We start from the raw sequence: 13,708 nt of genomic DNA on the forward strand, positions 1-13,708 counted from the left end.
GGAGCTAAGAGTGGAAAAAATCTGGCTTAAACGCTACCCAGAAGGTATGCCTGAAACAATCGACCCTGAGCATTATCACTCGCTACTCGACTTGTTTGAAAAAAGTTTTGCTGACTATAGTGACCTTCCAGCCTTTACCAACATGGGTAAAGTGTTGACCTATAGTGAGTTAGACAGTGCTACAAAACGTGTTGCGTCGTACATTCAAAATGATCTTGGTCTAAAAAAAGGCGATAAAGTAGCGGTGATGATGCCGAATCTACTGCAAACGCCTGTGACTATTTTAGGTATTCTTCGTGCTGGTTGTGTGGTGGTTAACGTAAATCCACTTTACACTGTGCGTGAATTAGAGCACCAGTTAAATGACTCAGAGTCATCAGCAATTTTCATTCTTGCTAACTTTGCCGATACCCTAGAAAAAGCATTACCAAAAACTAACGTTAAGCACATTGTGGTTACCCAAGTGGGTGATATGGTGGGCGGTCTTAAAAAGCACATTGTTAACCTTGTGGTTAAGCACGTTAAGAAAATGGTGCCTAGCTACACATTACCAAATGCAATTAAATTTGCAGATGCACTAGCTGGTAATGAAGCGAGTTACAAAAAGCCTGAAGTTGATTTAAACGACTTAGCATTCTTACAATACACAGGTGGTACAACGGGTGTATCTAAAGGTGCAATGCTATCTCATGGCAACATGGTTGGTAACCTTGAGCAAGTATCTGGTTGTTTAGATAATGTACTAGAGCGAGGTAAAGAAGTGGTTATTACGGCACTGCCGCTTTATCACATCTTTGCATTAACTGCGAACTGCCTAACATTTATGAAATATGGTGGTTTAAACGTACTTATCACTAATCCACGTGATATGCCGGGCTTTGTAAAAGAGTTAACACAACACAAATTCACTGCGATAACGGGAGTAAACACCCTATTTAATGGTTTATTAAATACCCCGGGTTTTGCTGAGCTTGATTTCTCGAGCTTAAAAATGTCGCTTGGTGGTGGTATGGCGGTACAACGTCCTGTAGCTGAAAAATGGCAAGCTGTAACAAAAACCAAGCTAATGGAAGGGTATGGTTTAACTGAATGTGCACCACTTGTAACACTAAGCCCATATGACCTTGACGGTTATAACGGTTCAATTGGATTACCTGCACCAAGTACTGATATCAAGCTAATGCTTGAAAATGGTGAAGAAGCAGCTAAGGGTGAACCTGGAGAGCTTTGGGTTAAAGGCCCACAAGTAATGCAAGGTTACTATAATCGCCCTGATGCAACAGCTGAATGTTTAAAAGACGGTTGGTTTGCAACAGGTGATATTGCAACTTACGATGATGAAGGTTTCTTCTATATTGTTGATCGTAAGAAAGACATGATTATCGTATCAGGTTTCAACGTGTTCCCAAATGAGATCGAAGAAGTAGTCGCAATGCACGATGGCGTGCTTGAAGTAGCTGCTATCGGTATCCCTCATGAGGTAAGTGGCGAACAAGTTAAAGTTTTTGTCGTGAAAAAAGATCAATCTTTAACTGAAAAAGATATAATAAAGCACTGTCGTGATAATTTAACGAACTATAAGGTGCCTAAACTCGTTGAGTTTAGAGATGAACTACCAAAAACAAACGTTGGTAAGATTCTCAGAAGAGCCTTAAAGGACGAAGAAAAATAATTAAAGCCGGCATTAGCCGGCTTTTTTATGGTAAAGAAAGGGGTATAAGTGCAATATCAACTGATCGAAACACAAAATCAATTAAATGATTTTGTAGAAAAAATAACAGGTAAACCGGTACTAGCAATTGATACTGAGTTTATGCGTCGTCGTACGCTTTACCCTGAAGTTGCACTTATTCAAGTATATGATGGTGAGCATTTAGCGTTAATTGACCCACTGGCTGAGTTGTCGCTTTTTGATTTTTGGCAAGTACTTAAAAACCCTGAGGTGTTAAAAGTACTGCACTCACCGTCAGAAGATATTGAAGTGTTTCAAAAATATGCTGGTTTTGTACCAACACCATTGTTTGATACCCAATTTGCTCTACAAATACTAGGCCATGGTAACTGCATGGGCTTTGCGCACATGGTTAAAGAATTACTTGATATCGAAATTGATAAAAGTGAATCGCGCACTAATTGGTTACAGCGCCCACTCACTGAGAAGCAGCTAGATTATGCCGCTGCCGATACGTATCACTTACTGCCTTGTTTTGAAATCATTAAAAAACAAATTGATGAAGCTGGCTTTTTTGACATCGTGATCAGCGAAAGCGAGTTAGTTGCGCAAAAACGTGCTTATCAAACACCTGCAGAGCAGCTTTACAAAGACATTAAAAATGCATGGCAATTACGACCGCACGACTTAGCGGTATTGCGCGAACTTGCTGCATGGCGCCGTGAAAAGGCAGAGCGCAAAAATCTCGCACTTAATTTTGTGGTAAAAGAGCACAACATGGTTGAAATTGCTAAGCGTAAGCCTACAAGTTTAAATGCGTTACGCCGAGTGCCAGGTGTTGAGCCTATGGAAGTTAACCGTTCGGGCGTTGAAATTTTAAAATGTATTGAGCGTGGTAAAGCTGTTCCTGTAAGCGAACAACCAGCACAATTAAAACGTTTAATTGATTTTCCGGCATACAAAAAAGCCGCTAAAGATATTAAGCAAAAAGTTACTAAAGCTGCAAAAGAGCAGGGTATTCCTGAAGATGTATTGGCCTCTAAAAAACAGATTAACCAACTGATCAGCTGGAATTGGAAGCTCGATGCCGATGAGCGTAAAACTGCATCAAAACCAGACCTGTTTAACTCATGGCGCTATGAGCTTGTAAAAGACGTACTTAAAGAGTGGCAAAACTGAGCAACAGCCTATTAAAAGGGCTTTGTACTCGTCACTAAAAGCCCTGAAACTTGCTGCGTTTACGCGTTACCTGTAACCAATGCAGCAAGTTATTATCATATCGTTTTAATCGTTGTTTTTGTTTTGACGTTAAATAATAAAATGGCGCAAATATAAAGTAGCCATGACCAATAATTACCACGCAGTTAAAACCATATTTAGAATATTGTTTAATTAGTTTAGTTTTGTTTGGCTCAATATGAACATTACCAAACGCAGAGCTATAAAAAATACCGTGGCGACATATCGTCAGCTCATTTTTACTGTTCAATATCAAAAATATAATTACAATCGATGTAAGCATAAAAGCCATTAAAAGTAGGTCATGAAGTGGATGCTTTTGTGATGTCACTTTCATTATAGACAATGTTAAAACGGCTAAAGTTACGAGGATAGCAAGTGTGCTTTTCTCTGAACTCTTCCTTAAATTCAATACTTTCATTCTCAGTCCTTGAGAGGTTTTTCTAATATAGTACTTTGCTACTTAGATAAAACAATCTGCCATAAAAATGAAAATAAATGCTATTTTTAATGGTTTATTATTATGCTTTGAGCTTTGGTTTTTTTAGCTTGTTGAATTTAAATAAAATAATTAATTGTTATTCTCTAAGTCTAAATAAAAGGCGTCTGGTTGTCAGGAAAAGCAAGTAGTCGAATAAACCAAAGTCTATAGTGATATATGTCGGAAGATCTGCCTTGAGCGACTAGCTGCCATTCGGCATAACTTATCTAGCATTAATTGCCAATTCTCACTAGTAAGCAATCACCCAAAGATTTTAATTCCAAAAAGGAATACCTCAGTTTGCCTTTTGTATTTATAGCCTTAATAAACTAATAGATTTAAATTAAGTTTTGTGATTATTCGATTTTTCGGGTAGAAATTTATAACCATTGATCATTGCTGAAACCAGTCCTGACTTTTCTCTTCGTTCAGCAACGATAACACCTAGTATATGCAATGGTATAAGTATTACTAGGGCATAAAATGCGTATACATGAGCAGTGATGATGGGGGAGCGAAACTCTCTAAGCTGCTTATAACGTTCATCGTCAACATTAATTTTTGAATAAGGCTCGATTACGTCAAGTTGAGTCTCGTCAACCGCAATGCTTTTAGCAAAGTGCTGTCCTAACGGTGGGTAGTAAATATCAGTCCCTGCCAGTATTAAGCCCGTTGCCATTTGAATTGTCATTGCTATCAGCAAAGCTAATACCATGAGCTTTCCTATTGGATTATGGCCTTTGTATACTTGTTTGGGAGAACGTCTGAATTTAGTTAGTTCCTTCTTATACCCTTTCATAAATGGCAGAGTTTGTGACCACATGTCATTCGACGAACCAATAAAACCCATAACCAGCCGAATGATAAGGTTTATGGCAAAAATGTAACCGATAGTAACATGTATGGTTTTAAGCATTATTTTGGCGTCCACCGTTACACCAAGTGTTTTTCCATTAAAGATGATTAAGCCGATCACAATTAGTAAGCTAATTGTGATGACGTTTATCCAGTGAAAAAGCCTGATGCTTTTAGGCCATACATAAGTAAGTGTTCTAGTTTTGTTCATAACATTTCTCCTTTTCCAGAGATTGCGTAACTTATAAATGGCCTGTTTCGGTGATAGTTGTTGTCCAATACCTAATTTTTATGGTTGTGAATAGTAACTTTAGTTCTTCTTTAAGCTTTTCTAATTCACATTGCTCAATAACTACTTCAAACTTCAGCATATCTTTGTAGCCTCTTACTTGTTCCTCTAAGCTAAAAGCACTATGTTTCTTGCTGTAGCCCATGATCGGGAAAATGTTGAAGCCGGATGCTATATCACTCAGCATTAATTGGTCGATAACATCATCCTTGTGCTTCTTAGGGACTATGAAGGTAAAAACTAATGATGAACTAAACATTGCGCTGCTCCAATAAACGATACCAGATTGGTAATAAATAGAGTGTTGTTGCCGTTGAAGTCAGTAAGCCTCCTATAACAACTATAGCAAGCGGTTTTTGTATCTCAGCTCCCGGACCTGAAGCAAACGCTAAAGGCATTAGGCCAAACATTGCTGTGGTCGCGGTCATAAGTACTGGACGCAGCCTTCTTCGAGAGCCATCTACTACACGTTCAGTGATATTAGATATAGTGGTTTTGCTCTGTTCGAAATAACTAACCATAACGATACCATTGAGCACTGCAACACCAAGTAATGCAATAAAGCCAACTGATGCAGGAATTGATAAATATTGTTCAGATATTAGTAACGCAAAAACCCCTCCCATTAAGGCGAATGGGATGTTACAAAGAATCAAACTTGCTAAGGATACAGAGCGAAAAGTTGTAAATAAAATCACAAAAATTAAGATTAAAGCTAAAGGAACAACGATTATTAAGTTCTTCATTGCTCGTTGCTGATTTTCGAACTCACCACCAAAAGTTACGTAATAGCCGCTAGGAAGCGACAATTCAGAGTGAACTTTAGCTTGTAAGTCTTCAACAAAACTTACCACATCTCTGTTTTCAACATTGGTTGTAATTGAGACAAAACGTTTACCTCGTTCTCTTTCGATCAGTAAAGGTTCTTGTTCTACCTTAATGTCAGCGACGCTCTCTAGAGGTAAAATGGTATTATCAGGCATTAAAACAGATACTTGTTTCAAATCATTTATTGAGCCAATCTGACTTGCTTTGTGCTTCGACGAAGCACCGAAAACAATAGGCGTAAATTTATTAACGGTAACTAGTTTAGATATTTGTGAGCCTTCAAGTTGTGGCTTTAGAAAATCAGTTAATGCTTTAGTGGTTAAACCAAATTGATGAGCTATTTCAGGTTTTAATGAAATGCGAATGTATTTTCCACCCTCTATCAATGCTGTTTGTATGTCTTGACTACCAGATACTTGGCTTACTAACACTTTCATTTTTTCAGCGATATTTGCTAATTCTTGGACTTTATCCCCAAAAACTTTTATTGATACATCGCCTGTAGTGCCAGTTAGCATTTCAGTTACCCGCATTTGAATAGGTTGAGTAAAATTCGTGTTCATACCGGGGTAATTTGATAATACGTTGCGTATATCTTCGATTAGCTGTTGCTTGGTATCAAAGCGCCACTCATTCTGAGGCTTCAACTCCATGAATATATCCGTTTCATTTAGGCTCATAGGATCTAGACCAAGCTCATCTGATCCAGTTCTGGCTACAATTTGAAGTATTTCAGGTACTTGTTTTAGTAGTGCTTTCTCTACTTGGGTATCAATATTTAGAGAGGATTGCAGGGTAATAGATGGCGACTTTTCTAGTTGAACAATGATGTCTCCTTCATCCAACGTAGGCATAAAACTTTTCCCCAAACTTACAAAGGCAAAAATGCTTGTGATCAACACCAAAAAAGCTATCGATGATGCTGATTTAGGTGAATTAATAACGCTTAATAGCGACTTTTTGTACTGTATTTGTAATGATTTGATGAAGCTAGGCTCACTCGCTTCATTTGATTTCAGTATCATTGAAGCTAGCACTGGGATGCAAGTAAACGCTAAAACTAGCGCAGATAACATCGCAAAAACAATCGTCAATGCAACAGGCGTAAACAGCTTCCCTTCTAACCCTGAAAGAGTTAATAGAGGGGAAAAAACAATAACGACAATTAATGTTCCTGATACAGTTGGCACAGAAACTTCTTTACATGCTCTATAAATAACATGCAGCTTAGGAAGTTTGCTGTTTTCTGAAAGCCTATTTACAGTATTTTCAACAACGACAACAGATGAATCAACAAGCATACCAATAGCAATAACTAAGCCTCCTAAACTCATTAAATTTGCTGATATGGAAAAATGGCTCATTAATATAAAAGTGGCAAGAGCTGCCACCGGCAAGGATATAGAGACAATCAGTGCCGCTCTAAAGTTGCCAAGAAATAAGGCTAGCAATATGATAACGAGCACTACAGCTTGAACTAATGCATTTGTGATGGTTTCAATAGCAGTACTAATCAAATTAGATCTGTCATAAAAGACATTGATAGTAGTGCCACTAGGTAGTGAGCGCTCTAGTTCTAAAAGTTTTTCTTTAACTGAACTTACTACTTGGTCGGTATTACTGTTTTTTAGCGCAATAACTAAGCCTTGTACGGCCTCTTCACCATTATGTGTCACTGCACCATAACGTATTAAACTTCCTTCGCTGATTGCTGCAACATCGGCTAACCTGATTATTCCTTGTTGGTTGTTTTTTATAACTAACTGACGTATATCATCAATTTTTTCAAATTGTCCTTGTGTTCGAACAACAAAATTGTCGTTACCTTTGTTTATTCGGCCAAGTCCTCCATTTAAATTGTTAGCTATTACGGCTTGTTCAATATCACTAAAAGAAACGTCTAGTGATTTCATTTTCAAAGTAGTTGGTGTTATTTCATATGTTTTTACATAGCCGCCTAAACTGTTTACGTCTGCGACGCCTTCAACTGTTCGAAGAATCGGTCTGATCTGCCAGTCCAAAATATCACGTCGCTGTTGAAGGCTTAAGTTTGGATTATCAACTGTAAACATAAAAATTTCACTTAGAGGCGTACTCATAGGAGCAAGACCACCAGAAATACCCTCTGGGAGTTCAGCCCAAATATTCATCAGCCTTTCATTTACTTGTTGTCTCGCCCAATAAATATCAGTGCCTTCTTCAAAATCAAGTGTAATATCAGTAATAGAATATTTTGTAGTTGAACGAAGAATCTTTTGGGATGGAATACCAAGTAACTCTGTTTCGACAATACGTGTAATTTGAGTTTCTATTTCCGAAGTTGTCATTCCCGGTGCTTTTAAGACGATTTTTACTTGGGTAGGAGAAATGTCGGGAAAAGCATCAATTGGCAAATTAAACCAAGCGTTGACTCCTGCAGCAGTCACGAGCAAAGTCAAAATAGTAATAAAAATTCGTTGAATAAGAGAAAACCTGATCACCGCACTTATCATCGTTTATTCTCCCAGTCCGAGAAATAGACCTTGGGCAATGCTAACGAAGGAGCTAAGTACTTCGGCTTGAGGTGTTAGATTGTCAGATTGAACAATGTAGCTATCATTCTCATTGCCAATAATAATGACCTTAACTAAGTTTATTTCTTGTCCTCGTTTTACTGCAACATAGCTTTTGTTATTGAGTTCGAATAATGACTGGTGAGGGACTTTAATACCTTCAATTAAAACGATAGGTGTTAGTAACAGTTGTTGTCCGAGTTTAAGCTCACACGATGAGTCGAAACTACTCCAGACTGTTTGCTTATAACGGCTGATTGTCTCGTCAACATTTTCTACTTTTAGTATGCAATTATCTTCAGTTTTAAATGAGTTAACATTTTTTGCAGTGCTTGCTAATAGCGAAGATTTTACAAAAACATTATGTGAAGGAATTATTTCAAAAAGGTATGGTGATTGTTCGTTCGTATACTTAAGTTGACCATTAGAAGGACTGATTATAAAAATATCGCCGTTTTTATCAATGACTAATTGTTGTAGTGCATGGCTTAAGTGTTCAAAACTTAACTTTGCTTGAAGATAGGTTTTGTTGATGTCTAACCATTCAGCACTTTTTATCGTTTTCGAATTTGCATAATTTTTAACAGATTCAAGATGCTTCTTACTTTTTAAAAATATTGATTTACTGGCATCTATTTCTTCTAAGAAGTGATGTACTTCTGGCCCTTCTATTCTAGCTACTTTTTGTCCTTTACTTACCTTAACACCCGGATTGTATAAAAAAGATATTTGTTGCGGTGTAAAAGGCAGTTGTACTTTGAAACTGGATTTAGGTTTAAAGGATACCTCTCCAAGAACTTGCTCTATCTCCATACTGTCAACCTGATGTACGGTTTTGAACTGATGTTTAAAGCTTCCCAATTGTGAAATGGCGATCACTGAATTGGTGACTTGTTCAGCTTGAGTTTGCATGCTTAAAACGGTTAACAACATTGACGCTATTAATGAGAATAATCGATATGAGGTTGCTATCATTTGTTACTGACTCTTGTTAGGCTAACCGCGATAGTTGCCTTGTTTTGTTTTTAAGTGAACTTATCCTACAAATAATGTGTAGTTTTTACGTCAGGCATGTGTTGTAAATTCATAAGACAAATGTCCCATAAACTTTTTAACTGGTTGATTTTTAGATGAAAGATAAAGCGATAGCAGTGCTTCTAGCTATAATAATGGTACTCAATTTTTTTGATGTAATTACTGATATTTCTTTAGGTGTTCCGACTTGGCATATTGTCGAAGAAAGTTTGATTGTTTTAGCTTCAGCGATTGGTTTTGTTTTTTTGGTTCGAGATATTTCAAACCGCACAAAGCGTATTAATCAGTTGAAAAGTGAATTAGATAAATCGGGCATTCAACTAAAAAATATTTCGGAAGAAATGAAGCTTGCTCGTATAAAATACAGTGAAGTCATAAATGAACAGTTTAATCAGTGGGGACTGACAAAAAGTGAACAAGAAGTTGCTATGTTGATGCTGAAGGGATTGAGTTTTAGAGAAATTAGTGGTGTAAGAGATACTAAAGAAAAAACAGTTCGTCAGCAGGCTTCTAGTATATATGTCAAAGCGGATGTAGAGGGTCGACATGAGTTTTCAGCTTGGTTTTTAGAAGACTTCATGGAGCCAGACAGTACAATAGAGTAGTCATCCTTTATCTTGCCTACTATCACTAGGAGGTTAGCTCTTTAAAGCGTATGTAAGGGTGAATACTTTAAAAAAGCATGGTCTTTACTGTAAATAAATGATGGTCCGCTATTAACACAGAGCGCTCTTTCGGCAATAACGCATAATTTTCCAATTTCAAGTCAGAGTTTGCATTGATAATTTTTTACGTAAACAGTCATTGACCTAGATTTTTTAATGGTAAATTATGATATTTCAATAAATATCACACTCAACTGTTACATTATTAATTTTGGAGAAATCATGGCTCATCCGATAGTTGAACAAATCAGAAAAGCCGATAATGCAATTGTTGCCGAAGACTTCGATACACTTCTTAATATCTATACAGATGACGCCATTTTAGTTATTGAGCCTGGTAAAAATGCAAAGGGTAAAGCTGCTATACGTAAGGCTTTTGAAGCAATTTCTGTATATTTCAAAAATGGGTTGCAAGTAAAACAACAAGGTTTAGAAGTTCTTGAAACCGAAGATACTGCTTTAGTTTTAGCAAATACAGTTGTGTCAGCACCTAATTACCCAGAAGTAATCCGAAAAGCGACATATGTTTTTACCAAAAGCTCAGAGGGTGTTTGGTTGTGTTCAATCGATAATTCGTATGGTCATGAAATCATTGTAAAGTGTGAATAACAACTATGGAGTCACTTTTATATCTGTAATTGTGTATGGCAAATACGATGCCACCCCCAAAATGAGCTGGCTAATTAGTTAACCGCCTTACGGCGATAGATGATTTTTTGTGTATTTTTAACCCATAACTCTAAATAGATTAATTGAGGTAACCTATTTGGAGTCATGGATAAGTGTGCAAGTCATTATCAAACAAGTCTTTGCCCATTTCGCGTTAACGCAAATACTCTAAGGGTGTCTTTGAGCGATCAGGTACAGTGTTATTCATTTAATGCTATTGGCTCTACTCCATAAAACTGATATTCCACTAACTTTATGTCATCACCAATACAAATGACTGTTTTAATATACCGTTCAGTTTTTGTGCTCCCATATTCAAGAAAATGAGCGACGAGCGCACTTTCTTTTTACTGAATCTCTTTAGCTTCAATAAAAAATTATAGTTGGCAATACATTACGTTATTTGTTAAGAATAGATTTATTAATACATGAGCGTGACATCTGCAGAAAGATGTGCGAAGCGCGCACGATAAAATTGTTATGTGGTCAAGGAAGGATATGAGTTGCGATAAGTGCCAGAGTATAAAAAAGGTTATTAAAGTTCCCAGAGATCTTACAGAAGCAATCTTACTGGCTAAACTTAAAATCGAAGACGGAACTCTAAAATATCTAGGGGCTGGTTCTTACGGTGACCCTTTTGAACGTATTGCTTCAGGTAAATGTTGGAGTGATTTCGTAAATAACTATTTCTCATGTTCATCCTGTAACCAAATATTCAACCTACACGCTGAAACATACCATGGTAGCGGTGGCAAGTTAGAGGCGGTAGAAGAAATTCAAGGCGAGTTAAGCAATGATGTATTTCCCACATAACAAGTTGCTCAAGTTCGTTCGTAAACTCACTGGGACAATTAACAGTTGGCTTGGCGCTTCGCGCAAGTATAGCCAACTGTTAACTGCCCCTTAGCAAAGCGTTATGTGCTCTAATAGGTCGGTGATGGATATACCAATTGAAGATGAATTAAAATCTATTTGTATTGAGATAGTTAACCAAGACTACTCGACTCATCAATGGCTTGAAATAGAGTCGAGCGATATGTTTCAGTCTTCTTCGTTTGTTGGTGGCTTTGACGCTGATGAAATGGAGTTTTGCTTTAGTTATTTCGATGATAATCGCACAGAATTTTGGTTTCAGTTTACTTTAGACCAAGCAATGTCAATTTCAAAAGGTGAAAGCATTAAGCTGACAGGTTTAAAATCTGAGTAAAAGCACATAACAAGTGCCTAAACCAAAGGACGCAAAACAACAGGCTTGCGCTCCTTCGTCGCTAATTTTAGCCTGCTATTTTACGCCGGTTAGGCATGCGTTTAGGCTTACTACGAAAAATTTGCAAGGGTGGCGAAATGATAAGGTTCTATCTGGTTCTTACTTTGTTGGGAATATTGCTACCATACGGGGCGTTTGTTCCTTGGCTAGTTAGCAATGGCTTAGATATTGGTCTTTTGTTCAGTGAAGCGGTGGCAACCCCAATTAGTATTTTTGCTTGGCTTGATGTCTTGGTTGCGGCGATTGCTTTATTAGGTTTTATCGTGGTGGATGGCAAAAGACATAAAGTGAAGTATCGATATTTTGCAGTGTTGGGAACTTTGTCAGTTGGTGTATCGTTTGGGTTGCCACTGTATCTTTACTTGAAAGAAAAGCAGTCGCTCCAACCGCAGCCCTAACAAACGCTTCTGTCCAAAAACAAGGTAATGCTTTTCTTACTCATCCAATCTAAATCTCAGTCATGAGCTCACTTGTTTAAAGCGAGCTCATTTCTACAATAACATTACAAACCAAGTAAAATCTTATCTAAGTTTTGTTTTGATTTAGCAACGCTTTGTAGCGGCGTTAATCCACGTGGGTATTCTTCTTGCTCAAGTACTAACCATTGCGTGTTGCCGTGGGATTCTAAATTGTCGATGATGGCAGGCCAATCAATGTTGTTTTCGCCGATAATCGGGCTCATGTTGCTACCCTCAATCGTACGTACTTTGATGTGCGTAGCGAGAGTGCGGTTAGGGTACTTTTTAATGAAGTAAATTGGATCTTTAGCTGCGTAATTAACCCAGCCGATATCTAGCTGCAGTGGCATGGTTTTGGGGGTATGACTGGCAATATAGTCCCAAAATGTTGCGTTATTAAATGCATTAAACTCTTTATTATGATTGTGAAAACCGATCTTCATATCAAAGCGGATTGCATAATCACTGACTTTAGTGAGCTCTTTAACCAGTGATTTAACCCCTTCTGGGTGCCATGCTCGCTCATCCCACGGTACATAAAGTGTGGTAACGCCAAGGGTTTTGTAAAACAGTAGGGTGCTATCAATAGTGCTTTCGCTGAGTGCATCAAAGCCGATGTGGGCACTACTGGCAACTAAGCCTAATTCAGTGAGCTTTGCTTTTAAGGCTGCTGGGTTATTTGAGTAAGGGCCAAAATCTCCGGCAAATTCAACGCCGTCAAACCCCATTTTGGCAAGAGACTCAAGCGTACCATGGAAGTCATTTTTTAAGGTGTCTTTGACTGACCATAGCTGCACACTTACTGGCAGTTTTGCAAATAATTGACCACTAAATACAAGGCTAAGAATGAGCAATAAAATGCGGGTTTTAAACATACTTAAATCCTAAAAAAGCAGGGGAGTGACCCCCTGCACTGTGTTAAAAATAACACAAGGGGGAAAGTTAATCGGTATAGGCGTACTCGCTCAGACCAAGCTCTGCTAAGACCTGATCTAAATGAGCTTTTGCTTCATCAGAAGGGCCAGGATAATCACCCGCAATTGGTACATTGCCGAGGTAACCTATGTCTTTACAGCCTTCAGGTGTACAGAAAAAGGCTGCGAGCACTAATTCTTTAAAGCGTAAAAAGGCTTTACCAATACGCATAAACTGCGCAGGTGTTTGCTCGTTTAAAAACGCAATATCGTCTAGAATGGCACGATGTTGCTTTTCGTTCAGCGCAACAAATTGCTTTTTAAATCGAAGCTGTGCTTCATCGTTAAGCCAAGCTAATGAATTTAAAATTTTAATTCTATCGCGTTGTTGGCCTTCATAAGGCGCGCTCACCCACTCATTAATGACCGCTGGTACTTGTAGCTCACTGGCTGAAGGAATATCACCTTCGCGCGGTACAATGTAATCAGATAATAGCGCTACTAACGTAAGCTCGTCAGCCGTTAAGGTCAGTGGCCAGGGTGATTCTGGTGGCATCACCAAATTAGGATCTTGGCCATAGCCTTTCGCGGTGACAGGCTTAATATCTAAATCAGGCCAATGCTCTTTTGCAGAGACAGCACCGTCATCTTCAAGTGCTTTTGTGCAACCAGCGGTTAAACCCACTGCCGAGCCTGCAGCTAATAAGCCAAGCCATTTTAAAGACTCACGGCGGCTCATGTTAGAAACATAGTTATATGAGTCGTGTTCGTTACGATGATGCAT

General features: G+C 38.1%; 14 protein-coding genes. 7 read left to right on the forward strand and 7 right to left on the reverse strand.

Annotated features, from left to right (window positions below):
- Positions 1 to 10: 10 nt before the first annotated feature.
- Together fadD and rnd are read left to right on the forward strand one after the other, a co-directional pair.
- On the forward strand, positions 11 to 1,672 hold the full coding sequence (fadD, locus tag HCZ11_RS02695) for a long-chain-fatty-acid--CoA ligase FadD (protein WP_130052597.1): 1,662 nt from the start codon (positions 11 to 13) through the stop codon (positions 1,670 to 1,672).
- Between the two features lie 48 nt (positions 1,673 to 1,720).
- Positions 1,721 to 2,851: a ribonuclease D gene (rnd, locus tag HCZ11_RS02700; RefSeq protein ID WP_167657563.1), complete on the forward strand. Its 1,131-nt coding sequence runs from the start codon at positions 1,721 to 1,723 to the stop codon at positions 2,849 to 2,851.
- A 34-nt stretch (positions 2,852 to 2,885) separates the two neighbouring features.
- Here rnd and HCZ11_RS02705 read toward each other — a convergent pair whose 3' ends face one another.
- From HCZ11_RS02705 to HCZ11_RS02725, 5 genes are all read right to left on the reverse strand, one after another.
- Entirely contained in the window at positions 2,886 to 3,332 is a 447-nt protein-coding gene (locus tag HCZ11_RS02705) for a hypothetical protein (protein WP_167657564.1), read from the reverse strand.
- A gap of 403 nt (positions 3,333 to 3,735) precedes the next feature.
- Complete coding sequence (locus HCZ11_RS02710; RefSeq protein ID WP_167657565.1) at positions 3,736 to 4,458, reverse strand: cytochrome b/b6 domain-containing protein; 723 nt, start codon at positions 4,456 to 4,458, stop codon at positions 3,736 to 3,738.
- Between the two features lie 31 nt (positions 4,459 to 4,489).
- The gene (locus HCZ11_RS02715) at positions 4,490 to 4,795 is read right to left on the reverse strand and encodes a DUF3240 family protein (RefSeq protein ID WP_055022338.1); all 306 of its coding nucleotides are present in this window, start codon (positions 4,793 to 4,795) and stop codon (positions 4,490 to 4,492) included.
- Positions 4,788 to 7,856: an efflux RND transporter permease subunit gene (locus HCZ11_RS02720; protein ID WP_167657566.1), complete on the reverse strand. Its 3,069-nt coding sequence runs from the start codon at positions 7,854 to 7,856 to the stop codon at positions 4,788 to 4,790. The genes HCZ11_RS02715 and HCZ11_RS02720 overlap by 8 nt, the downstream gene beginning before the upstream one ends.
- A 3-nt stretch (positions 7,857 to 7,859) precedes the next feature.
- Positions 7,860 to 8,849 (reverse strand): hypothetical protein, encoded by a 990-nt coding sequence (locus tag HCZ11_RS02725; protein ID WP_167657567.1) that lies wholly within the window; start codon positions 8,847 to 8,849, stop codon positions 7,860 to 7,862.
- A gap of 197 nt (positions 8,850 to 9,046) precedes the next feature.
- On the opposite strand from HCZ11_RS02725, the gene HCZ11_RS02730 reads away from it, so the two are divergent.
- The 5 genes from HCZ11_RS02730 (at position 9,047) to HCZ11_RS02750 (ending at position 11,950) form a co-directional block, all read left to right on the forward strand.
- Entirely contained in the window at positions 9,047 to 9,556 is a 510-nt protein-coding gene (locus HCZ11_RS02730; protein ID WP_130052591.1) for a LuxR C-terminal-related transcriptional regulator, read from the forward strand.
- Between the two features lie 282 nt (positions 9,557 to 9,838).
- Complete coding sequence (locus HCZ11_RS02735; protein WP_175580347.1) at positions 9,839 to 10,225, forward strand: SgcJ/EcaC family oxidoreductase; 387 nt, start codon at positions 9,839 to 9,841, stop codon at positions 10,223 to 10,225.
- A 558-nt stretch (positions 10,226 to 10,783) separates the two neighbouring features.
- Positions 10,784 to 11,098 carry a hypothetical protein gene (locus tag HCZ11_RS02740; protein WP_167657568.1) on the forward strand — a complete coding sequence of 105 codons (315 nt, stop codon included), beginning with the start codon at positions 10,784 to 10,786 and terminating at the stop codon, positions 11,096 to 11,098.
- Between the two features lie 124 nt (positions 11,099 to 11,222).
- The gene (locus HCZ11_RS02745) at positions 11,223 to 11,492 is read left to right on the forward strand and encodes a hypothetical protein (RefSeq protein WP_167657569.1); all 270 of its coding nucleotides are present in this window, start codon (positions 11,223 to 11,225) and stop codon (positions 11,490 to 11,492) included.
- 137 nt (positions 11,493 to 11,629) lie between these two features.
- Entirely contained in the window at positions 11,630 to 11,950 is a 321-nt protein-coding gene (locus tag HCZ11_RS02750; RefSeq protein ID WP_130052588.1) for a DUF2834 domain-containing protein, read from the forward strand.
- A gap of 104 nt (positions 11,951 to 12,054) precedes the next feature.
- Here HCZ11_RS02750 and HCZ11_RS02755 read toward each other — a convergent pair whose 3' ends face one another.
- The gene (locus tag HCZ11_RS02755) at positions 12,055 to 12,885 is read right to left on the reverse strand and encodes a sugar phosphate isomerase/epimerase (protein WP_167657570.1); all 831 of its coding nucleotides are present in this window, start codon (positions 12,883 to 12,885) and stop codon (positions 12,055 to 12,057) included.
- A gap of 67 nt (positions 12,886 to 12,952) precedes the next feature.
- A complete protein-coding gene (locus HCZ11_RS02760) occupies positions 12,953 to 13,708 on the reverse strand; it encodes a gluconate 2-dehydrogenase subunit 3 family protein (RefSeq protein WP_167657571.1) in 756 nt (251 codons plus the stop codon).

This window comes from Pseudoalteromonas sp. HF66, from assembly GCF_011806445.1.
GTDB lineage: Bacteria > Pseudomonadota > Gammaproteobacteria > Enterobacterales > Alteromonadaceae > Pseudoalteromonas > Pseudoalteromonas apostichopi.